Source organism: Spirochaetia bacterium (assembly GCA_022482625.1).
GTDB lineage: Bacteria > Spirochaetota > Spirochaetia > Sphaerochaetales > Sphaerochaetaceae > Pleomorphochaeta.
Window position 1 is genome coordinate 1,896,938 of sequence record JAKVOU010000001.1, and the last position, 21,737, is coordinate 1,918,674.

21 protein-coding genes are annotated in these 21,737 nt (G+C 42.6%); 13 read left to right on the top strand and 8 right to left on the bottom strand.

The features are described 5' to 3' along the window. Window positions 1-238: 238 nt before the first annotated feature. On the top strand, window positions 239-805 hold the full coding sequence (locus LKE40_08630) for a hypothetical protein (GenBank protein MCH3917512.1): 567 nt from the start codon (window positions 239-241) through the stop codon (window positions 803-805). 190 nt (window positions 806-995) lie between these two features. Continuing rightward, complete coding sequence (locus tag LKE40_08635) at window positions 996-2,756, top strand: proline--tRNA ligase (protein ID MCH3917513.1); 1,761 nt, start codon at window positions 996-998, stop codon at window positions 2,754-2,756. Window positions 2,757-2,864: 108 nt separating this feature from the next. On the opposite strand, the gene LKE40_08640 is transcribed toward LKE40_08635, so the two are convergent. From LKE40_08640 to LKE40_08650, 3 genes are all read right to left on the bottom strand, one after another. After that, a complete protein-coding gene (locus LKE40_08640) occupies window positions 2,865-3,377 on the bottom strand; it encodes an ankyrin repeat domain-containing protein (protein ID MCH3917514.1) in 513 nt (170 codons plus the stop codon). Window positions 3,378-3,562: 185 nt separating this feature from the next. After that, window positions 3,563-4,195, bottom strand: a complete 633-nt coding sequence (locus LKE40_08645) for a rhomboid family intramembrane serine protease (protein ID MCH3917515.1) — start codon at window positions 4,193-4,195, stop codon at window positions 3,563-3,565. Between the two features lie 53 nt (window positions 4,196-4,248). Further along, window positions 4,249-5,121: a DMT family transporter gene (locus tag LKE40_08650; protein ID MCH3917516.1), complete on the bottom strand. Its 873-nt coding sequence runs from the start codon at window positions 5,119-5,121 to the stop codon at window positions 4,249-4,251. 987 nt (window positions 5,122-6,108) lie between these two features. Between LKE40_08650 and LKE40_08655 the strand changes: the two genes are divergently transcribed. Both LKE40_08655 and LKE40_08660 read left to right on the top strand, forming a co-directional pair. Beyond that, the gene (locus LKE40_08655) at window positions 6,109-6,768 is read left to right on the top strand and encodes an SGNH/GDSL hydrolase family protein (protein ID MCH3917517.1); all 660 of its coding nucleotides are present in this window, start codon (window positions 6,109-6,111) and stop codon (window positions 6,766-6,768) included. Window positions 6,769-6,838: 70 nt separating this feature from the next. After that, a complete protein-coding gene (locus LKE40_08660; protein MCH3917518.1) occupies window positions 6,839-7,450 on the top strand; it encodes an RlmE family RNA methyltransferase in 612 nt (203 codons plus the stop codon). A gap of 13 nt (window positions 7,451-7,463) precedes the next feature. On the opposite strand, the gene LKE40_08665 is transcribed toward LKE40_08660, so the two are convergent. Together LKE40_08665 and htpG are read right to left on the bottom strand one after the other, a co-directional pair. Beyond that, a complete protein-coding gene (locus LKE40_08665; protein ID MCH3917519.1) occupies window positions 7,464-8,048 on the bottom strand; it encodes a mechanosensitive ion channel family protein in 585 nt (194 codons plus the stop codon). A 489-nt stretch (window positions 8,049-8,537) separates the two neighbouring features. Continuing rightward, on the bottom strand, window positions 8,538-10,421 hold the full coding sequence (htpG, locus tag LKE40_08670; protein ID MCH3917520.1) for a molecular chaperone HtpG: 1,884 nt from the start codon (window positions 10,419-10,421) through the stop codon (window positions 8,538-8,540). A 266-nt stretch (window positions 10,422-10,687) separates the two neighbouring features. Here htpG and LKE40_08675 point away from each other — a divergent pair, with 266 nt between their 5' ends. After that, window positions 10,688-11,317 carry a glycerophosphodiester phosphodiesterase gene (locus LKE40_08675; protein MCH3917521.1) on the top strand — a complete coding sequence of 210 codons (630 nt, stop codon included), beginning with the start codon at window positions 10,688-10,690 and terminating at the stop codon, window positions 11,315-11,317. Between the two features lie 51 nt (window positions 11,318-11,368). Here LKE40_08675 and LKE40_08680 read toward each other — a convergent pair whose 3' ends face one another. After that, window positions 11,369-12,355 (bottom strand): LacI family transcriptional regulator, encoded by a 987-nt coding sequence (locus LKE40_08680; protein ID MCH3917522.1) that lies wholly within the window; start codon window positions 12,353-12,355, stop codon window positions 11,369-11,371. Between the two features lie 153 nt (window positions 12,356-12,508). Here LKE40_08680 and LKE40_08685 point away from each other — a divergent pair, with 153 nt between their 5' ends. The 8 genes from LKE40_08685 (at window position 12,509) to LKE40_08720 (ending at window position 19,995) form a co-directional block, all read left to right on the top strand. Beyond that, window positions 12,509-13,903 carry an extracellular solute-binding protein gene (locus LKE40_08685; GenBank protein MCH3917523.1) on the top strand — a complete coding sequence of 465 codons (1,395 nt, stop codon included), beginning with the start codon at window positions 12,509-12,511 and terminating at the stop codon, window positions 13,901-13,903. A gap of 62 nt (window positions 13,904-13,965) precedes the next feature. Continuing rightward, on the top strand, window positions 13,966-14,880 hold the full coding sequence (locus LKE40_08690) for a sugar ABC transporter permease (GenBank protein ID MCH3917524.1): 915 nt from the start codon (window positions 13,966-13,968) through the stop codon (window positions 14,878-14,880). Between the two features lie 10 nt (window positions 14,881-14,890). Continuing rightward, the gene (locus tag LKE40_08695; GenBank protein MCH3917525.1) at window positions 14,891-15,769 is read left to right on the top strand and encodes a carbohydrate ABC transporter permease; all 879 of its coding nucleotides are present in this window, start codon (window positions 14,891-14,893) and stop codon (window positions 15,767-15,769) included. Window positions 15,770-15,784: 15 nt separating this feature from the next. Beyond that, on the top strand, window positions 15,785-16,864 hold the full coding sequence (locus LKE40_08700; GenBank protein MCH3917526.1) for an ABC transporter ATP-binding protein: 1,080 nt from the start codon (window positions 15,785-15,787) through the stop codon (window positions 16,862-16,864). A gap of 647 nt (window positions 16,865-17,511) precedes the next feature. Then, complete coding sequence (locus LKE40_08705) at window positions 17,512-18,252, top strand: GntR family transcriptional regulator (protein MCH3917527.1); 741 nt, start codon at window positions 17,512-17,514, stop codon at window positions 18,250-18,252. Window positions 18,253-18,313: 61 nt separating this feature from the next. Then, complete coding sequence (locus LKE40_08710) at window positions 18,314-18,469, top strand: hypothetical protein (protein ID MCH3917528.1); 156 nt, start codon at window positions 18,314-18,316, stop codon at window positions 18,467-18,469. Next, the gene (locus LKE40_08715) at window positions 18,433-19,212 is read left to right on the top strand and encodes an ATP-binding cassette domain-containing protein (protein ID MCH3917529.1); all 780 of its coding nucleotides are present in this window, start codon (window positions 18,433-18,435) and stop codon (window positions 19,210-19,212) included. The genes LKE40_08710 and LKE40_08715 overlap by 37 nt, the downstream gene beginning before the upstream one ends. A gap of 180 nt (window positions 19,213-19,392) precedes the next feature. Then, a complete protein-coding gene (locus LKE40_08720; GenBank protein ID MCH3917530.1) occupies window positions 19,393-19,995 on the top strand; it encodes an NAD(P)H-dependent oxidoreductase in 603 nt (200 codons plus the stop codon). A 23-nt stretch (window positions 19,996-20,018) separates the two neighbouring features. Here LKE40_08720 and LKE40_08725 read toward each other — a convergent pair whose 3' ends face one another. Then, window positions 20,019-20,936 (bottom strand): transcriptional regulator, encoded by a 918-nt coding sequence (locus LKE40_08725; protein ID MCH3917531.1) that lies wholly within the window; start codon window positions 20,934-20,936, stop codon window positions 20,019-20,021. Then, window positions 20,936-21,658 carry a metallophosphoesterase gene (locus LKE40_08730; GenBank protein MCH3917532.1) on the bottom strand — a complete coding sequence of 241 codons (723 nt, stop codon included), beginning with the start codon at window positions 21,656-21,658 and terminating at the stop codon, window positions 20,936-20,938. The genes LKE40_08725 and LKE40_08730 overlap by 1 nt, the downstream gene beginning before the upstream one ends. Between the last annotated feature and the right edge of the window lie 79 nt (window positions 21,659-21,737).

Consider the following 21,737-nt stretch of genomic DNA (forward strand, 5'->3'; position numbering starts at 1 on the left):
TTCCTTAGTGAAACTGAAGACATATTTACTATTGATTTCTCTTGTTAAATAAGTATAATTATTATTACAATATCTATATTCTATTAAATAATTTATTTATGAACAAAATTATATATAATTAATCCACTAAGAATAAAATAAAATTATCATTGACAATATATGTCATATGATTTAGACTAAAATATAGTTTCAACATATATTTGTACACAATCAAGAAATTCTACAACAGGAGAAAAAAATGAAAAAATCATGGTTGGTTATTGGCATGCTAGCCTGTACCGGAAGCCTGTTATTCGCCAATACATCTACTGCAAAAGTCTACGCTACGGTAACCGAAGAGGATGTTAACCCGGTTCTCTATTACACTCCAGATTTCACAGTAGCAAACGGAGTTCTTCTAGGTACTGGAGTGGACATCTATAACGGAACCATCGGAAGCGGAACCAAATTCAATTTGGCAAGTGACGGAAATACCGGTGCATTCTATGTCTATGCTCCTGATTACAATATAGGTGAAAGCACCCTTACGTTTGGCCTCACCGTAACTCCCGGAACATTTTCTTCAGCAACCGTAGGTACTTCTTCCGTGACACCTTCCACATATTATCTTGAGGGATCAACACTAATCACCACCAGTACCGGCAGTGAAATGACAGAAAGTAAAAGTATCGACGTTTCTGGCAGCAGTGGTAATAAAGGAGGAATCATACTTGCCTCCTTCTATCTAAAATGGGACGGAAGTTCCAATGAATTGGCAGCAGATGATTACATCAGCGACATTGACATTGATTTCACAACGGAATAGCAAGCCAATTACATCACATGCAAAGGGACAGCTCTACAAAAAGATCTGTTCCTTTTATTTTGCCCTCTATAAGGAATATGCAACATTTCTAATCTATGGAAACATCATTGTCCAAAAAACTTGTAGCGCCAACTCCATTTTGATACAATGACCGACATATAAGCGCATCATGAATCAGGAGGTAATCGACATGAAGATGAGCCAGATGTTCTCCCATACCCTCAGAGAGGCTCCAAGTGCAGCAGATTGTAAAGGTTACGAATATCTGTTGCGAGCCGGATACATACGTCAGATGGGTGCGGGGATATTCAGCCTGCTTCCACTGGGATACCGTGCAACAGTAAAGATTGAAGGAATTATCAGAGAAGAAATGGATGGTATCGGCGGCCAGGAATTACAGATGCCTGTCGTCAATCCCGCTGATATATGGAAAGAAACAGGACGTTACTATAGCATAGACAAAGAAATGGGTCGGTTCACAGACAGGGCAGGAAGAGACATGGTCCTGGCCATGACCCATGAAGAAGATGTCACGGCCATAGCACGTGGAGAAATAGGTACCTACAAGCGTCTTCCAAGACTGGTATATCAGATCCAGACAAAGTGGAGGGATGACCCACGGCCAAGGGCAGGACTCATCAGAGTACGGGAGTTCACAATGCTGGACAGTTATAGCTTTGATACAGACTGGGAAGGTCTGCGTAAGCAATATAAGGCACACTATGCTTCATATTTCCGTATATTTTCCAAGGCAGGACTGCCAGCCATTGCTGTAAGCGCCGATACCGGCATGATGGGCGGCAAGGTATCCCATGAATACATGTATCTTTCACCCATAGGAGAAGACACTATCATCCGCTGCCCACATTGCGGCTATACAGCAAACCGACAGGTTGCAACGTTCAAAAAGGACTACTATCAGGAAGAAATGAAACCGATTGAAAAAATCAAGACACCTGACTGCAAGACCATTGAAGAACTGTGTGAATTTCTACATATTGAACCGATAAAGACTGCAAAAGCGGTCTTCATGGTCGGTACATTCATTGATGATACCAACGGAAAGGAAGTCGAAAAACTTATCGTAGCCTTAATCAGAGGAACCCTTGAAGTTGAAGAAAACAAGCTGCAGAATTTCGTAAAGGCAAATTCACTCAGAGCAGCCAAGATAGAAGAAATCAAAGGAGCCGGAATGGTTCCTGGCTTTGGTTCTGCAATAGGCTGCAAGGAAGGAACGGTAGTTGTCGTCGATGACAGCGTTGCAAAATCCAACAATCTTGTTGCAGGTGCAAACGAAGAAGGATATCACTTCCTGAATACAAATTTCGGCAGGGATTATCAAGGACAAGTGGCTGACATTGCCAGTGCTACGAACGGCTATAGATGTCCAGTCTGCGGAGAACCGCTTACTGCAAGCAAAGGCGTGGAAATAGGAAATATCTTCCAATTGGGAACCCGCTACAGTGAAGCAATGAATTGCACGTATACAGCAGAAGACGGATCAAGGAAACCGACAGTCATGGGATCATATGGCATCGGCGTAGGTAGGTTGCTGGCTTGTCTGGCAGAAGAATACAATGACGAGGGCGGACTCAAGCTACCCATTTCTGTGGCTCCTTACCAAGTACATCTTATCTGTCTCATCAAAGACAAAGATGTAGGTGAAAACATCTACAAGGAATTGAGCGATGCAGGCATTGAGGTCCTCTATGACGACAGGAAGGAAAGTGCCGGCGTCAAGTTTGCAGATGCTGATTTGATAGGCATACCAGTGAGAATTACCATCGGCAACAGGTCTTTCAAGGAAAGAAAGGCTGAAGTAAAATTCAGAAACAATCTGTCAGAAATGCAACTCTTTGACTTGGACAATCTCACTGACGAGATTCTTGCAGCCATTGCCGGTCTACGCAAGGACATGCAGGAACATATCGTTCACAAGGAACTTGACTGACAGGTAACCATTTTACTTGTTATGTTTCGAAAATAGCACCTTCCCTTATCACAGGGAAGGTGCCGTTGTCCTTGAACAAAAATTTTCACCAGTTCCAGCCTATTACCATCACTCAGCACCTAGTTTCTTCAACGTGTTGACGATGTAGGTCCTTTTATTGGCTTTCGCATACTCAAGTACACTATGCCCCTGGTAATCCTTGGCATTGAAATCAGCTCCCGCCTTGATCAAGGCAGAAACAACCCTCGTTTCCTTGTTGCTGTTGACTGCCATGATAAGTGGTGTTTCACCAAGATAATTCACAGAATTCAAGTCAGCTCCATTTTTAATCAGCGTTTCGATAATTTTTGGATTCGACGAATTTCCTGCAGCCAGATGAAGACTGTTCGAACGATATTTCGGCTCAGTTGCCTTGATATCGGCACCTGCAGCAATCAGAGCATGGAGCACAACAACAGACGGATTGTTCTGAGCGGCAAGCATGACAGGAGTCATCCCCCATTCGTTCTGACAGTGAACATCTGCGCCCTTACGAATCAAATCCCTGATATCCTTGGCTTTTTCTGCCGAGCAAGCAGCAGCCAGCAATTTCTTATTCAAAGCATCAACGTTTTTTGACATTTTTTTCACTCCTATTACTCTTGTTCATAGTACAACTTATGGAAAATATTATCGTTTTTCCTTAAAACTTTGTAAACCCTGCGCCTACCCGATTTACAATAGATTTACCAAAATACTATTTCAGTAAACCCCGCCCTATGACAAACAGAAAAAAATGTCTTGTCCGCTACCAAAGCATTTCAGCCTTATCGGGTACGCTTCCATACATCAATCGGATTGATTTTCATCCTTATCAAGCAATAGAGAAAACCAAACAGCAAACCACCCAGATGCGTGAGATGAGCAACTCCTCCTGCTACTGCAAAGACCTGGCTGAACAGTTCTATGGCAAAATAAGCTATGATCAGATATGGAGCACGCACTGGAATCAATGCAAAAATATAAATAGTAGAGAATGGAAAGAAAACAGCAAAGAGGAGCATAACCCCATAGATGGCACCTGAAGCTCCCATCAACACGACATTGTTACCTGTCAGATAATAGCAAAAGAAGCTGAAAATACCTGACAGGATACCTACTACCAAATAAAAGCACAAGAATTCCCTTGAACCTATCCGGCTTTCAATGGCAGTTCCAAAAATATAAAGTGCAAACATATTGAAGAAAATATGACTGAAATTGGCATGGACAAACATATATGTCAGGAACTGCCACCATGCACCCTGCAGGACCATTGAAGGAATCATGGAAAGATAATAGAAGCCTGAAGGCCATATCAGACGGATAAGGGCATAGACAATGAAATTAAGAATGACCAACTTCAGTGTCACGTTGCTATACGTCATCTTGAACCGTCTGTTGATGAAAGAAGTACTCATGTCTACAAAGTATATTCGCCTTTGGCAAAGGTCAAGGAAACCTCTGTGAAGATTCAGGGTTTTTCAGGCATATCAACGTGTTTTTTATTATAAAGGAACATCAACAAAGCCATGGAAAAAGTCAAACCATAACCAACCAGACTCCATCGGTCAGGTATTTCTGAAAGGAACAAAAAGCCGAACATGGCAGTAAACAGCACGTTGGAATAATCAAAGATGGAAATTTCCCTTGATGGGGCATATCGATAGGCAATAGTCAGAGCAAACTGTGCTATAGTTGCACACACTCCGGCAGCCAGCATGATCAGCAACTGGCGTAGCGTCATAGGTACGTAACCAATGATGAAAAGCGGAAGAGCAATCAACGTGGAGAAAAAAGCAAAATCAAAGACAATCGTAGGCCCTGCTACGCCTCGGATTCCCAGGCCCCGCACACTTGCATATGCAGCTCCGGCAGACATGCCGCCAAGCAAGCCTATCATTGCAGGAAACAGGGTAGCACTTCCTTCCGGCTTGATCACAAAGGCACAACCGACAAAAGCACCGAGCGTATAAAGGAGTTGACGACGGGTAACTTTTTCACGCAGGAAAAGAAAACTGAACAGCATGGTACTGAACGGCGAAATCTTGCTAAGCATCGATGCATCGCTAAGCACAAGATGGTCAATGGCATAGAAATTTGCAAAAAGTCCGACAGTCCCGAAACAGATCCGTGAAAACATCAGCAACGCGTCCTTTTTACGGGGAAAAGCTGGTACATGTTCCTTGCGAAGCACAAAAGCAGCTACAAACAAAGCTACGATGTTTCTGAATATTACTTTTTCAAAAAAAGGGAGATCACCTGCCAACCTGACAAAAAAATTCATCAATGAAAAGCAAAAGGCAGACCCAAGGATATATGCAACAGCCCGTGTCTTGGTATTCATGCCGCTTATTGTAGTCAATCGCTACACAATAATCCACTGCATGTTCTTATGTGCAGAAATTGCACAGATTCACGCAAATATTCAGGTTTTGCCTAGTCATTCCTCAAATAAACCTGTCAAATTCTACGTATAGAAGCAATTTTCAAGTTGGCACGGACATTGCATAAGTTATATTGAAAAGTGAAAAAGATTTTTCAACCTCCTTTTAAGTGTGATTCTTGGCGCCAGCGACTCTCTCCCACCCCAATGCTGGCGCCTTCTTTTATTCTTTGGCCTGTAGAAAACAGAAATTTCCTAGCAAATATGAATTTCCATTACCAACAGGAAAAACACAATCTGACCTACTATTGGCACGATAGTTGCATCATATAAGAGTGAAAAGCAATAAGATTTTTTCATTATTTTTTTACCTCCTTTTAAAGTGTAATTACGACACCAGCGACTCTCTCCTACACCCTATGCTGGTGTCGTTCTTTTCTAAGCCCTTTGTATTTTCAAACGTATTTCAGCCGCAAAATTTTTATCAAATCGCCAGCAGTAGCAAAATCAAACAAGTTGGCATGCAAATTGCATCAATATTGTTGAAAGAATTAGCAATCCTTTCCACAAAGATTTTTTTCATAACCTCCTTTTTAAATGATATAAAGCATCGGAATGTTAAATTCCGGTGCTTTATCTTGCTCTTTGCCTGAAAATCCGCTTAAAATCCTTCTTTTTTAACACAAAAAGGTATTTTTTACACAAGAAAATTTTCTTCTATCCAAAACTACAAAGACAAACCTAAAGAAAAAGAAAGACTTATCACTATGCAAAATTTTCTCATTTGTACGTCTTCCGGAGCTTTTTTCACAGTATGTGTCCATATCATATAAATCAAATTTGTATAGCCAGTCTAAGTAAAACAATCAAAATCAATTCATATTATTCATAATATAATGTCTTTTTCACCTTGCATTCCATAACAAAAGTCAGGAAAATAAAGCTACTATGATCCTCAGTATTCTCGGTGATTCAATCTCCACGTATGATAATTTCATTCCTGCCGGCAATGCATCTGTCTATCCGTTTTTTGATGTCGATTCTCCATCAAAGACATGGTGGGGCCTGTTGCTGGAACAGACAGGACTCCAATTAGGTTGCAATGATTCATATAGCGGCGCAAGAATCACAAAATCCGTTCCTTGGTTTCCTGAATGGAGTTCGTTTATTTCATCCAGGCGGCAGAACAATATAAAGGGTGCTGACCTGTTGATTGTCCTCGGAGGCACAAATGACTTCGGCACCCAATACCTGTTACCGACACTGGATGAGTTTACTGAAGCATATGCATCACTTGTAAACAGCATAGTAACTGGCAATCCGAATACAAAGTGCTGCTTCTGTACCCCACTGCAACGTACCGATATAGATTTATACACAGCAAATCACAAAGGTTTTTCGTTGGCAGACCTACAGCAGTCCATCAGAAATGTCATTGCCACCGACAGCAGGGCATATCTATTGGATATCGGCAGGCATACCATCACCAAAGACATGTCCTGCCTCGGTGATGGATTACATCCAAATGCAAAGGGAATGAGTCTGCTGTGCAAATGGATCCTCAAGGACCTTGAAGATTTACAAATCATACCTCACCCCAAAAACTGAATATTTTCCATAGTATCGTTTTTTACTACTGCCGCTCGACTTGTTGCGACAGCTATGGTATATTCGAATCATGGCAAACAGCAGACGTGACAAACCGGACTTTTACACAAAGAAAGCTCATAAAGAAGGATATCCTGCCCGTTCAGTCTATAAACTTGAAGAAATACAGCAGCAGTTCAACATTATCAAAAAAGGAGACCATATATTGGATGTCGGAGCTGCTCCCGGTTCTTGGACCCTCTATACATACAAAGTATTGCTGGAAGGAACAGGCTCCATTGTTTCCGTTGATCTCAATCCCCTGCATCTGAACCCAGTACCTCCGACGGTAACTTTTTTCCAAGGTGATGCCTTCTCAAATGAAATAAAGCAGAATCTCATTGCACATGGTCCATATGATACGATCATCAGCGATGCAGCACCCATGACGACAGGCAATCGTACAGTCGATACCACAAGAAGTGAATGGCTTGCAGAACAAGTAGTCTATCTTGCTGCAGAACACCTTAAATATCATGGGAATCTCGTGCTCAAGATATTCCAAGGCAACGGTCAACAGGAAGTCCTTGCCATGATAAGAAAATTATTCACAAAGGCAAAGCCTTTCAAACCGCAGGCATGCAGAAAAGACTCTTTTGAAATTTTCCTTGTCGGTCTTGACCGCAACAATACGATGCTATAACACGATAAAGTTTCTACTGTTGCTTTTCTTTTAGTGCACCATCGACATGAATATCCAGTTGCGGAAAAGGTACATCGATACCTTTTTCTGCAAGCTTACCGACAACTTCGGCATTGAATCTCCAATTCACAGCCCAATAGTCAGAAGGTGCTACCCAAGGACGGACAAGGAAATTGACTGACGAATCAGCAAGTTCTGAAACTTCTATGATTGGAACAGGATCGCTCAATACCTCTGGATAAGAAGCAAGCATATCCTTGAAAACTTGTCGACAGACCTCCAAATCAGCACCATATGGAACTCCTATTGTCATGGAAACTCCCCTTCGGGTCGTAAAGGAATAATTGGTGATAGGGCTGTCCCATGCAACCTTGTTGGACATGGTAATTTTCTTGCCATCCGGCGTACGGAGAGTCAGACACATCAGATCCATTCCTACTACAGTCCCTGAGAAATCTCCGACTTCTATATAATCTCCCGTCCTGAATGGTTGGTTGACGACAATCATGACTCCAGAAAAGAAATTTGTAAGGGAATCCTGAAAGGCCAGGCCTAATACTACTCCTGTCACGCCAAGCCCGGCGACCAAAGGGCCCATATTTACACCGATATGCTGGAAGGAAAGTTGCAAGGATGATAATCCATCCGATGACTGACACAATCTTTACAAGGTAATTAGCCATCAAGTCACTGATATTCTTTGATTTTCGGCAAGCACTGCGCAATACCTTATCCAAAGCCAGCAATACGAACCAGCCGATCAAGATAATAAGCAGTCCGCTCAAAAGATTACGCAAAAAACCGGCAAAACCGACATTACGCCAGAACATAAGGGTCTGTTGGAGCGAAGTAACTATAGATTCCTCCTGGGTAGCATCTGCAGCAAGGGCCACTAATATGTTCATATCTTTTTACCTCACACTATAAAATCATGGTATTACTATACTATAGAACAAAGATACAGACAAGAAATACTTATAGGTCTTCCATCAACAAACGTAGCTTCCGCACTCTTTTAATGAAAAATTTTCCTCCCAAGGAAAAACCTCGGAAGGAAAAGTTATACAAGCTGGCCGCCAGTAGATGCTTATCGGCTAAGCAACGAATTCAGCTGTTTGGTAAAGGAAACAGGATCCTTCGGCATTACACCCTGGGAAAGCATCGCCTGTCCCAAAAGTACAGCACACAAATCCTTTGTATATGCTTCATCTTCACTTGCCTCAATTTTTTTGACAAGCGGACTTTCACAATTGACTTCAAGTATAGGTTTGACTTCCTCCACTGTCTGTCCCATGGATTTGAGCATCTGCTGCATCTGTACAGTAGGATCATTTTCATCCACGACCACAATGGCAGGAGAATCTACCAAACGGGTAGAAGCAACGACCTTCTTGACTGCATCTCCAAGAGTCTTCTGGATTTTTTCTACAACAGCCTTTTCTTCCTTGCTTTCTTCCTGCTTCTTGCCATCATCATTCTTCAGATCATCTACTGCACCGCTTTTGTTTATAGCTTTGAGCGGAAGTTCCTTGTAAGTTCCTACAGAGCCGATGACAAAATCATCAATCTCATCACCCATGATGAGTACTTCATATCCCCGCTTCTTATAAGCTTCAAGCAAAGGACTGGCTTTCAGCGTTTCCTCTTTGCCTCCGGTAATATAATAGATGTTCTTCTGTTCCTCAGGCATCCTTTCCTTATACTGCGCCAATGATACATACCCCTCATGGTCAGAAGACTTGAACCTGACGAGTTCAAGTAACGTATCCCTATTGGCATAATCACTATACAGGCCTTCCTTGAGCGGCCTATTGTATTGCCCGATGAACTTCGTATATAACTCCGGATTATCCTCAGAAATCTTCTTGAATTCACCCAAGAGTTTCTTGACGCTCGCATTCCTTATCGTACTCATGATACGATTCTGCTGAAGAATCTCACGGGAAACATTGAGAGGAAGATCTTCGCTGTCTATGACGCCACGGACAAATCTCAGATAAGTAGGCAACAGCTCCTTTTCGTCATCGGTAATGTACACACGCTTGACATAGAGTTTTACACCAGGGCGATAATCCGCATAATTCATATCAAACGGGGCCTTGCTGGGAACATAGAACAAGGTAGTATATTCTGTAGTACCTTCGGCCTTCGTATGCAGATAGAACATAGGATCATCAGAATCGCTGAAAACATTCTTGTAGAAGTTGTTATAATCTTCGTCCTTCAGTTCGCTTTTGTTTCTTTTCCAAAGAGCCGTACAGGAATTGATCTGCTCTACCTTGTGCTCGGTAGTCTTGAGAGGTTCGCCTTTCTCGTCCTTTTTTTTGTCATCATAATTCACTTGGTCATATGCAAGATAAATAGGATAAGCAATATGATCACTGTATTTCTTTATCAGTTGTTCAATTTCCCATCTGTTCGCATATTCTTTGCCATCATCATTGAGATACATGACGATGGTAGTACCCTGCTGGTCTCTGGAAGCTTCTTCAACGGTATAGGTACCTTCACCGGTACTGGTCCATTTCCAAGCCTGTTCATCACCTGCTTTGCGGCTGGTCACTTCAAGTTTTGAAGAAACCATGAATGCGCTGTAGAATCCTACTCCGAACTGTCCGATGAGATTGCTGTCATGACGTTTGTCTTCTTCCATCGCAGCAAGGAACTTTTTTGTTCCGCTGGAGGCTATGGTACCAAGGTTATTCTCAAGATCATCATGATCCATGCCAAGGCCATTGTCACGAAGGGTAAGTGTTGCATTGTCACCTTCGGTGAATTCTATATCAATCCTCGGTTCAAAGGGAAAATCCTTAAGTTTCTCATCTGTCAAAGACAGGTATTTGAGCTTGTCTATTGCATCAGATGAATTTGAAATCAGTTCCCTAAGAAAAATCTCTTTGTTTGAGTATAGAGAATGGATAATGAGCTGCAGAAGCTGTGATACCTCTGTCTTGAATTTCTTACGTTCCACGTTATACCTCCGAAATACATATACATAATTAATTTTAGCAGGAAATCCTGCATTGGCTGCAGGCATAGTCAAAAATACTGAATAATCATCGAGGAGGCAACATGAAATCATGAAAATGCTCCATGACTACACATAGAGAGAAAAGTTTGTCCATAGAGAGAAAACACTATCAGGAAAAAAGTATTTTCTTTTTGCCATTCAAGCAAAAACATTGCATAATACCAAGATAGCCAGCCACAAGGCCAAATGAAACATCAGAGGGAAATATGGAAAAGGTCAATCTTACACTTCATAGCGGAGCAAACGATACGGTTCCGAATACAAGACAATATCTGGACAGCTGCATCGGCATCAAGGCAGATTTCATCGAAGTCGACGCCCGAAGTACAGTAGATGGAACAGTCATCTTGCATCACAACCCGGACATACAAGGCTTGCAAATAAGTACTTCCACCTACACGACACTACAGGAAGCAGACAAGAATCTGACGACATTGGAAGAAGCAATGGTTTTTGCAAAAGAAAACAATTTCAAGCTGAACATCGACCTAAAGGATATTTCAACAGCAAAACCATTGGCTACTGTGCTTCAGAAAGCTTCATTTGTGCAGAAATGTGTCATTTCCGGCTGCCACAAAGAAGATCTTCTGGACATAAGAGCTATTGAGCCCGAAGCAAAGATAATTTTCAATCTGGAGCCGGAAGATTTCGTTTCAGCAAAAGCCCTGGCAGCAAGAATTGATATGTTGAAGGAACTTGAGCCCATAGCTGCCAATCTCAATTACCGTCTGCTAGCTTCGGATCAAATAGGAAATCTCCTGGAATTTCCATCCCACTGTGTGTCTGGACTGTTGATACCGAAGAAGGGTTTACGCTATGCAGTCATTTTGCATTAAACAGTATTACGACAAACCACCCTGCCCTTTTTTTCCGTCATTATGGATCAATCAAGTAGTTTCTCTTACCTTAAGGCAACATGGCACAATCATTTTTACAGGTTCTTCTTCAGGATTGTTGATCATATCGAGCAAGCGCCTGGCAGTTAACCTGCACATCTGCTCGATGCAGATCTGGGAAGTCGTAAGAGCTGGTTTTGTCAGCTTGGCCCAGGGAATGTCATCGAACCCGGTAACAGATACATCATCCGGTATGACATAGCCTCCACGCATGGCAGCATCGATATATCCCAAGGCCATTGCATCATTGACAAATGCAATTCCTGTTTTTTCATTCTTTTTCAATTTGATCCGAAGAAAGCAATCAGCACCGTTCTGCAAAGTCGTATCCGGTTCATTGTATACCTCTTCTGGCAATTTGGCCTCCGCCATTGCCTTTTGGTAACCTATGAGCCTCTGGCGATCATTATACCAATCTGCAGGTCCGGTTACATGAATGATTCTCCTGCAACCCTTTTTAATAAGATGGCTGACAAGCTCGTATTCAGCTTCCATATCATTGCATATGACTGTATTGACTTTGATTTCCTGCAAATCATTTTCAAGTAAGATATATGGCACCTGATATTGTTGGATGGAAAGGATTACCCTGCTAGGAATGGATTGCCCCCGTATTATGAAACCGGCAAAATCAGATGGAGAAAGCGGTGTACTGGCAAAATCAACTTTCTTATCCCTATAAGACAAAGGAATGACAATGAAATTGTTCTTGAGAAAAATCTCCTGGAATTGAGCCAGCGAGTGGTGAAACAAAGCTTCATCCTGCGCCAAGCCTCTCTTGCGGGCAATGACGCCGATAAAATTGGTCTCCGATTTTGCCAAGTTCCTTGCTGAGCAATTCAAGGAAAAACCTTCAGCTTTTACAGCAGCAAGCACCTTGTCCCTCGTAGCCTGGCTGATCCCCGGTTTGTCATTCAGGACACGGGAAATAGTCGAAGCTGAAACATCTAGTTTCTTTGCCAATTCCGTCAAGTTCATTGCAAACTCCTTTTATAATTGTCAAGCTCCTTCTTTGATGCAGCTGATTTAATTGAATACCAGATAAATGAAAAAATCAACTTGACGAATTATAAAGCTGATGCAATAATAATGCAAGCGTTTGTTTTTATTTTGCATCAAGAGGAGGAAGATATGCAAAAAAAGGTATTATTATATCCACTTGCCTTAGGGCTCGCCCTTAGTCCGATCTTTGCCAATGGATCCAGCGAAGCAAAGCAAGAAGGTCCAAGGACTGTAAAAATTTCAGTATGGACCCGTGAGGGTGACACAAACCACTGGAGAGCAGACCTTGCAAAAGAAGCCGCAGTCGATTTGAATAAGCAGCTCGCCGCAGAAGGCAAAGATATCACAATTGACCCGGAACCTTATATCGATGGAGGTGACTGGGGCGGTTTCAAGAAAAAATATGCTCTTGCTGCTGATTCAGGCGAAGCTCCCATGATTGTCATTTCAGGTCACGAGGACATCGCCACATGGGGTCCTGCCGGTTACATTGTTCCTTTCGGAGACTCCGTCAATGCAGTTGAGAAACTGGCTCCACAATTCTCTGACATCAAGGACAATCTCTGGCACTGTGTGACATGGAACAACAAGATCTGGGGTATCCCACAGGATTGTGAAGCCAGACCCATGTTCTTCAACAAGACATTGCTAAAGCAGATGGGTTGGACTGATGCACAGGTCGCAGCACTGCCGCAAGAACTTGCAGACGGTTCCTTTACACAGGAAGATCTGATTGCCACGGCTGAAGAAGCAGTCAAAAAAGGTGTTGTCAAACAAGGATATGGATATTGGCATCGCCCACTGAAAGGTGGAGACTTCATCCAGTTCTACGTTACCAATGGAGGTCATATCTATGATGCCGAAGAAAATAAGCTCATCATTGAACGTGATCCATTGATCAAATGCTATGAATTCCAGAAGAAATGTGTAGATACAGGTATTACGCCGAAGTCCTATATCGGCACAGAATGGAACATCTGGCATAATGCCGTGGCCAACAATCAGGTACTGTTCTTCAACGGCGGTACATGGATGTGGGCAGACTGGGCCAAGAACTATGCAAAAGGCGGAGAAGATGCGCTGTTCAAGAATATAGGCTACGGATATGAACCGACAGGAATCAAGGGCGTACCAGGAACTACACTGAGTCATCCGCTTGCTTATCTGGTTAGTTCACCTTCTGCCTGCGGTAGCAAGGACCAGGACCTTGCCTTCAGACTCATCGGTCTGATGGAAACGACAGAAAGGAATACACGGCATGCAGTAGAAAGCGGCCATCTTGGTGTACTCAAGTCACAGGATACCTACAAGACATATGAAGACAGTAAGTTCCTGAGCAGTTGTGCACCGTTGCTGCAGAATAATTTCTTCCAGCCGAATCATCCGATGTATGGAATCTGGTTTGACAGTTTCTGGACAAATCTTGTATCTGCTGAACAAGGAGAAAAAACCCCACAGCAGGCAGCAGATGACTGCATCAAGACTATGAAAGCCGATATCGGAGATCAACTGATCGTCCGCTGATGCTTGGCCGACTGATTGGCCTGCTCAGCAGGCCAATCAGCCAATAGAAGGAGGTTACAGACGTGAAAAAAGGGAAAAGGGTGAATGTTGCCTATTGGTTCATACTTCCGGCAGCAATCATTGTAGTAATTTATTTCTTCCTTCCCGTCATATTGACACTCGGAATCTCATTTACGAACATGAGTTCCGTAACAGGATTCTCGGCCTGGAAATTCACGGGATTCGAAAATTATCTCAAGATATTCCAGCATCCTGATGCTGCAAATATATTTGCTTCGACGATGATATATGTGGCTTTGACTCTTTGTATCTTCAATGTCGGTATAGGCCTGCTTGTTTCGATTCTTGCTTACCACCTGCCAAAGAGAGTCGGAGGATTCTTCAAGTCACTATGGTTGCTTCCTAGGATTACTCCGACGGTCGTCTATGTACTGATGTGGACCATGCTTGCCGCAGATGCACCATATGGGGTTATCAATTCCATTTTCAAGGTGCCGTTCGGTCTTTCTACTTCCAACCTTATACCTGCCCATGCCATGCTGTTCTGCGTATTGGTCAATGGTTATATAGGAGCATCATTCGGCATGATTATCTTCTCCTCGGCAATTGAATCCATTTCCAAGGACATCATGACTTCTTCACTCGTCGATGGAGCAGGGTTCTTCAACAGGGCCAGATATATCATCATCCCGCAATTGAGATGGCCGTTGCTGTTTGTGACAACTTACCAGACCTTGTCCTTGCTGACATCATTTGAGTATATCATGCTCCTGACTGATGGCAATTACAAAACCAATGTCTGGTCATTGTGGGCATACCATACGGCCCTTAACAACTACTATGGGAACTTCCGCTATGGATTCGGTTCTGCACTGTCAGCAATCCTGGTAGTGGTCGGTATTGTCTTTGCAGTCATCTATCTGAAATTCTTCAAGTTCAACGACTTGGTCAAAGAACCGCTGATTGATGAGATGTAGGAGAAAACAGATGAAAAGAAAAGCTCCGAGGAACTGGATGCAGGTCCTCATATTCATGATTCTTTTGATACTTTCATTACCGATAATCGTAGGATATATCTGGTTGTTTATCTCAACATTCTCCAAGATTACACACGGATTCATCCCCGTGGATGAAAATGGACATATCGGAGGTTTTACCTTACAGAATTGGACATTCCTGAAGAAACCTGAAGTCTGGATTGCTACCGGCAATACTCTTATCATGGCTCTGACCATGACCATCGGCATTGTCCTCATTTCAGCATTGGCCGGCTATGCTTTGTCCAGAATCAAATTTGCAGGAAGGAAAAGCTTCCTTTCCCTGACCTTGGTTCTCCATGCCTTTCCAAGCGTCACGCTTCTCATTGCAATATATTTTGTACTTAGGTTCTTTGCCAAGATACCGATACTTGAGACTTTCATGGGTTATAACACCATCGGAGGTGTCGTCTTCGTCAGTCTGGCTATGATGTTGCCTCTAGGTATCTGGCTTATGAAAGGATTCTTTGACAATGTTTCGTGGGATGTCGAACGTGCAGCGTTGATCGACGGGTGTTCACGTGCAAGGACCTTCTGGAAAATCATGTTTCCCCAAGTCCGCCCAGGCATTGCTGCCCTTGGTATATTTTCATTCATGACAGGATGGAGTTCCTTTATAATTCCCTACACTTTCCTGTCTGGAGGAGCAAAGCATGAAGTCATCTCGATGTACCTCAATACAATGATACACAGTGATACGAATTCAATAAACTACAATGTACTGGCCGCAGTCGGTCTGTTCCAGCTCATTCCCATATTGATTTTCTATTTCTTCAACCAGAAACACCTGATGAATATCTTCAGCGGTGGTACCCATGGCGGCGTTTGACAAAGGAGGATTGCTATGGACGTATATTTGAAACATCTGACGAAAAAATTCGGTAACACGAAAGCCGTCGACGATCTCAGCTTAGAAATAAAAAGCGGTGAGTTTGTTGCCTTCCTGGGGCCTTCCGGCTGCGGGAAGACAACGACATTGCTTATGACTGCAGGCATCTATCGCCCTGATGAAGGAGAAATCTTTTTTGGCGATCAAGATGTTACCTACATGCAACCGAAGGACAGGAACATAGGCATGGTCTTCCAAAGCTATGCACTGTACCCACATATGAATGTCTATGAAAACATAGCATTCTCCATGAAACTGAAGAAACGTCCTGAAGATGAAATGAAAAAGGAAGTCCATGAAGTAGCTGACATGCTCGGTATAGGCAACTTGCTCAAAAGGATGCCCGGAGAGCTATCCGGAGGACAACAGCAAAGAGTCGCACTGGGACGAGCATTGGTAAAGAAACCGAATCTGCTGCTTTTTGATGAACCTCTTTCGAATTTGGATGCAAGACTGAGGATTTCCATGCGCAGTGAAATCAGGCGCCTGCAGAAAGACCTTGGCATTACATGCATATATGTTACCCATGATCAGATTGAAGCCATGACAATGGCAGATAAGGTAGCAGTGATCAAGAGCGGAAAGCTACAGACATATGAACCGCCGATCAAACTTCATGACGAGCCGAAGAATCTGTTCATCGGACAGTTCGTTGGTAACCCACCGATGAACACATGGCATACGACTTTGAAAGAAAAGGATGGAACCTGTCACGTAGTAATGCCTGACGGGGTACTGATGAAGACAAACCTTACCTGCTCATTGCCGAAAGACAAGGATTTGGTTACAGGCATCAGGCCTGAAGACATAGTCATACAAGATGAACCGACGGAAGGTACTTCCTCTGCAGAAATCACACTGATCGAACCACTGGGAAGAGACAATATGTTGGATTGTAAATGTGGTTCTATTAATTTTGAACTTCTGGCAGATCCAAAGAAAAAGCTTGCAGTCGGTGATAGGATATATTTCAAGGCCGATCCCACAGCATGGCAAATATTTGATGCAGCCACATACGAATCATTGCTTTGGTAATATCGCTTTTGCTTTTACAAAGGGAAAAGGATATCGGATCTTTTGAATCTGATATCCTTTTCCCTTATTTTTCCCGTATAGTAAAATACCTTCTGAAAAACAAGAAAAAGTCAAAAAAATACCGCCGATCCTCGAAAGGATAAGCGGCAACCTCCTTTTTGACTCAATCAACATTGAGTCTTCAGTTTGCTCCGCTGGAACAATCGGAACAAACCCTCGCAACGACCTCTATTATTATTACATACCTTCTGGAATCTGTAAAACAATTTTTTCATTTTTTTTCATAAACGTCCTTTCCTCAAGATCAAAGATAGTCACTTCATCACCATATGACCGTTTTCTGCACAGAATGGAATATTTTTGATATAGTACGACACACCTCAACAGCATAAGTACTTATGACAATTCTAAGCTATTCTAGCAAATATCCTAGAAACATCTTCTCATAGTCATAAAATCTATTTATTTACAGCAAATACATTACGTAAAAAATCAAGATAAAACAACGAACTATCTACTGACAGTTGGTTAAGAAAATCAAAGAATAAATACACAGTAATTCTACCAAGTCCATGGAATAAGTGCTACACATGTCAAAAGATTTGTGATAGAATTGTTTAAAGAAATTAAGTAAGGAAATAACAACAATGCTCATAACACCTATAAACAATGAAACAAAATCGACACAAATTGCAAACAAATTGGAAGAGATGATCCTAGCCAAGAAATTCAAGGCAGGCGAACCTCTGCCAAGCCAGCATGAACTTGCTACGACATTCTCCGCATCCAGCCGTTCTGTCAGGGAAGCATTCAAAAATCTTGAAGCAAAAGGCCTGATCCAAGTGAGCCAAGGGAAAAGAGCTATCGTAAAAAGCAACAATCTTGACCAATTCGTCGAGTCCCTGTCAATGTCAATGCTTTCAAAGCAAGTACCAGATAAAAAACTTCTGGCAGATCTCATGCAGGTACGCACCACAATTGAAGTATCCGCGACAAGGGAACTGTCTCGAAATCCAACAAGAATGCTTATTGTACGATCCTTGGACCGCTGCTGTACAAAATTGGAAAGCATCCTGACCACTCTTGATGAAAACCCAAGGGATGTAGAATCACTGAGGCAATTCAAACAGATGGACTTTGAGTTCCATACGACATTGATCAAATCAAATGATAACATCATACTGAATTCAATCTATGAAAATCTGTCTCCTCAGCTATATGCTGCATTGGACCGTCTGAAGGAAACGCTGGCAGAAAAGCGAAAGAAGGTAAATGAATATCGCTACCTCGTAGAAGCATTGGAAAATGGCCAGACAGATTTGGCAGTTGCTTTGACTTTGGTAAACCTTACGAATATCAAAGACAAGTTTGACCAATTGGATTTCTAGCAGAATATAATTCTGGGAAGTACTGGGATAAATTGCCTTTATCCCAGTATATTTTTTAATCATGGCTACCATCGATAGCCCAAAAAAGACATATATAGCCGAAGAGTTCCTTTACCTTCGTAGCAAATGCCATCAATTGAAACATTTCATCGGAAGCAAACTCTTCGATAAGGAAGAAACATGGACACCCTCATTGATGTGGAACATGCCACAGTAAGAAGACAAGGAAAAGATATACTCGAAGATTGTTCCATACGGATCAATGCAGGAGAACACATTGCCATCCTTGGACCCAACGGTGCAGGAAAAAGTACATTGCTCCAGATCTGCTCCATGGAAATCCATCCGCTCTGGACAGAAAATCTAAAAGTAATGAGATTCGGCGAAACAAGGATAAACCAGGAAATACTACGTCAGCATCTCGGCTGTGTATCCAGTACCATCATGTCCATGTGCAATACTACCTACACGGCAAGGGAAGTTGTTGCCGGAGGTCTGCTATCTTCGTTCGGATTGGACTTTCACCATCATCTGACCGATGAAATGTGGCAGGCCGTCGACAATGCTTTGGAAGAAAACGATTGTGGCAAACTGGCATCACAATATATGAACCGTCTTTCCTCAGGAGAGGCCCAAAGGGTACTTCTGGCCCGTGCACTGGTGCATGACCCGCAGCTGCTGTTGCTCGATGAAGCAGCAAATGGCCTGGATTTTCCCTCCAGGGCCCTTTATAGGAAGGCTTTGGCACAAACAATTGAAAAAGGAAAGACAATCGTGATGGTTACCCATGAGCTTTCTCAGATTCTTCCGCAGATCAACAGGATTATTCTTATGGCTGGAGGCAGAATCGTTGCCGACGGAACTAAAAAAGAATTGCTCAATGAAGGGATTCTGAGCAAGTTATATGGGCAACAGGTCTTTGTAGCTGAAAGAAACGGACTTTATTCCGCTTGGTGCTGATCTTTTTAACCATCAGTACAATATCCATGTTATAGTTAATATGAAGTATCCGAGAAACCAAAGGATTTTCCTTGGGCTACTTGTAAACAGAGAGTTCGGAGAACTCTCAAAAGACAATATCTAGGAGGATGGCAGAAAAATCAGTGGCATATATCCATATTTTCTGCCTAACCAACAATAATGAAAAGATGCTCCATCATCCTACACAGTGTCAATGGAAATTGTTTCATCATGGGACGATACCTGAAGGATCTCATGGAAGAAAGGAATTGTGATGCCAGGCTCTACCGGGTGCAAGACGATGATTTGCACATCTGGGCCAATAAATTCGAGACTGCCAATGATTTCCTGGAAGACATACTGGCGCTTCCCATTGCCAACACATCGACTTTGAAGAAAAGCGATATGATTATTTTGGGATGTCCGACTTTATTCGGGAATGTCACTGCAGAAATGAAAGCATTCCTCGACACGACCTATGAAATGTCTGAAACCAGGGAACTGGAATCAAAATTCTTTGCCTGTTTTACCAGCTGTACCCACTCCACCTGCGAGGGCGCCCATGCAATTGATTCAATGCTCCTGTGGGCTCAGAATATGGGACTGATACACATACCTTTCGGCGTACATACCGATATCGATTTTGATAACCAACCAGTCGCAGGTATCGTCCACCTGGAAGGAGAAGAAAGCATGATACGCCCCAGCGAAAGACTGGGAAATGTCATGACCTGTTATGCAGACAATCTTGCCGCATATATCCAGGAGGATGAACAGCAATAGATTCTACAGACAGATAGGTCCGTTCAGTTATTTTTCTTGGAAAAGAAACTTTGAATCAATCTTATCCAGCGGGTCAGGCCTCCTTTACCGTAACGCCGCTTGTAATCGATGGTAGCACTCTCGATCGAGACATCCTGTGACCCGCTGACTTTTTTCAGTTCATCCCAATGTCTGACAATCCACATATAAAGGTCTCCTTCCGTATTCCCAGGAAAGGAAGCAAGAAGATGATCCTTGCGACATTGTTCGATAATAGGAGAATATACGTTCTCATACCAACTTACGGCAGCATCCCTGAAACTGACTTCATCTTTTCTGTTCTCGTTTATATAGTACTTATGGACCAGAATATGGTTTACCAGCTGCGGGTACATGCCGGGAGAAGTAAATGTTATCTCATCCATAGGAAGGAAGTCCTGCGCATGATATTGGTCAAGGAACTGTTTTCGTTCATACTGGATGACCTTCTTCTTCAGTTGCTTCATCGTCATGCCCTGTTCAAGAGAAATCTCACTGTCAAGTTCAACTACCTCTGCATCTATATAGCTGACACCTTGGCTCTTCGCCACGGAAACCCGATGATTGCCATCCCTTACAAAATACCAGTCTCCCAATTTGTAGACACTGATCGCAGGAAGTTCAACAAGATTCAGATGAGCCTGGTCTATGCTTTTCCATCGCTCTTTCAACATTTCTTTCTTGGGATAAAATGCCATGGAAAAATCCCTATGCCTTCCTTCACTGCCGATGATGTTCTTTATCGGTATGGTCTGCATCCCTCTGTATGTCTGGTTCTTCGGCTTGATAAGATCAGTTACTTCATAGAAGGAAAGCAAATCCGTATTCTTCCATCTCAGCGTCGAAAGCAGCACCTGCATCCGAGCCCGGGTCTTTGCTTTCTCAAAATCATTTTCTGTTTGGTAAGAGATTTCATTGTCCATCATGATTTTCCTTTTCCAGTTTCTCGCCTTTTCTTCCCGATGGTATCATCATCCAGAATATAACTTTTATAGATGTTGATGATTTTTGTCCTTTTGTAATAAACGACTCTACGGGCATTGGAATCAGTAAGATGTACATGTCCATGCAAAAGATACTTCGGTTTAAACCAATCCATGAATGTCAGAAAAGCAGAAAATCCCCGATGACAGCGATCAATTTCATCATTGAAACCCAAAGGAGGTGCATGCGTGACCAAAATATCAAGATATCGTCCATAGCGCAGCTTATTGTAAAGCAATTTCGGTACCATCTTGAAAATTCTGGACATCATCTGGTGATCAGTATACTGATGCTTGCCATTGTTATAGTTGTAGGAGCCGCCGAGTCCCACGATAATCAGACCAGTCCGCTTATCCCTCAGGACTTTCCCATCAACAAGTTCCCCGCCACAGAAGATAGAAGGAGATGGGGCTGGCGCAGTGTATTCGGACATATGCCCCAAACTACTGCCGCTTGCCTTCACCAATGCATCAAATTCCTGGAGGTTATGGTTTCCAAAAACAAAGAACAAAGGTTTGTTAAGAGAAGAAACAATGAATTCATAATAGCGCAGAGACAAATCTCCCGCCGATATCACCGCATCGACATCTGCAAAATTATCTTTGATGTGCTGGGAATACACCAATCTGTCCATATCATCAGCAATGCAAAGTATCCTCATGGCTTTCCTCACAACTCGTATTTTAGCAGATAGCAGGAAATCCGCCAACAAAAAAAACAGAAGAAAATACCCTGATAGA

Excerpts from the sequence above, each read along its gene's own strand:
- LKE40_08630 (MCH3917512.1), top strand. The coding sequence starts at position 239 with ATGAAAAAATCATGGTTGGTTATTGGCATGCTAGCCTGTACCGGAAGC.
- LKE40_08635 (MCH3917513.1), top strand. The coding sequence starts at position 996 with ATGAAGATGAGCCAGATGTTCTCCCATACCCTCAGAGAGGCTCCAAGT.
- LKE40_08640 (MCH3917514.1), bottom strand. The coding sequence starts at position 3,377 with ATGTCAAAAAACGTTGATGCTTTGAATAAGAAATTGCTGGCTGCTGCT.
- LKE40_08645 (MCH3917515.1), bottom strand. The coding sequence starts at position 4,195 with ATGAGTACTTCTTTCATCAACAGACGGTTCAAGATGACGTATAGCAAC.
- LKE40_08650 (MCH3917516.1), bottom strand. The coding sequence starts at position 5,121 with ATGAATACCAAGACACGGGCTGTTGCATATATCCTTGGGTCTGCCTTT.
- LKE40_08655 (MCH3917517.1), top strand. The coding sequence starts at position 6,109 with ATGATCCTCAGTATTCTCGGTGATTCAATCTCCACGTATGATAATTTC.
- LKE40_08660 (MCH3917518.1), top strand. The coding sequence starts at position 6,839 with ATGGCAAACAGCAGACGTGACAAACCGGACTTTTACACAAAGAAAGCT.
- LKE40_08665 (MCH3917519.1), bottom strand. The coding sequence starts at position 8,048 with ATGGGCCCTTTGGTCGCCGGGCTTGGCGTGACAGGAGTAGTATTAGGC.
- LKE40_08675 (MCH3917521.1), top strand. The coding sequence starts at position 10,688 with ATGGAAAAGGTCAATCTTACACTTCATAGCGGAGCAAACGATACGGTT.
- LKE40_08680 (MCH3917522.1), bottom strand. The coding sequence starts at position 12,355 with ATGAACTTGACGGAATTGGCAAAGAAACTAGATGTTTCAGCTTCGACT.
- LKE40_08685 (MCH3917523.1), top strand. The coding sequence starts at position 12,509 with ATGCAAAAAAAGGTATTATTATATCCACTTGCCTTAGGGCTCGCCCTT.
- LKE40_08695 (MCH3917525.1), top strand. The coding sequence starts at position 14,891 with ATGAAAAGAAAAGCTCCGAGGAACTGGATGCAGGTCCTCATATTCATG.
- LKE40_08700 (MCH3917526.1), top strand. The coding sequence starts at position 15,785 with ATGGACGTATATTTGAAACATCTGACGAAAAAATTCGGTAACACGAAA.
- LKE40_08705 (MCH3917527.1), top strand. The coding sequence starts at position 17,512 with ATGCTCATAACACCTATAAACAATGAAACAAAATCGACACAAATTGCA.
- LKE40_08710 (MCH3917528.1), top strand. The coding sequence starts at position 18,314 with ATGGCTACCATCGATAGCCCAAAAAAGACATATATAGCCGAAGAGTTC.
- LKE40_08715 (MCH3917529.1), top strand. The coding sequence starts at position 18,433 with ATGGACACCCTCATTGATGTGGAACATGCCACAGTAAGAAGACAAGGA.
- LKE40_08720 (MCH3917530.1), top strand. The coding sequence starts at position 19,393 with ATGAAAAGATGCTCCATCATCCTACACAGTGTCAATGGAAATTGTTTC.
- LKE40_08725 (MCH3917531.1), bottom strand. The coding sequence starts at position 20,936 with ATGGACAATGAAATCTCTTACCAAACAGAAAATGATTTTGAGAAAGCA.
- LKE40_08730 (MCH3917532.1), bottom strand. The coding sequence starts at position 21,658 with ATGAGGATACTTTGCATTGCTGATGATATGGACAGATTGGTGTATTCC.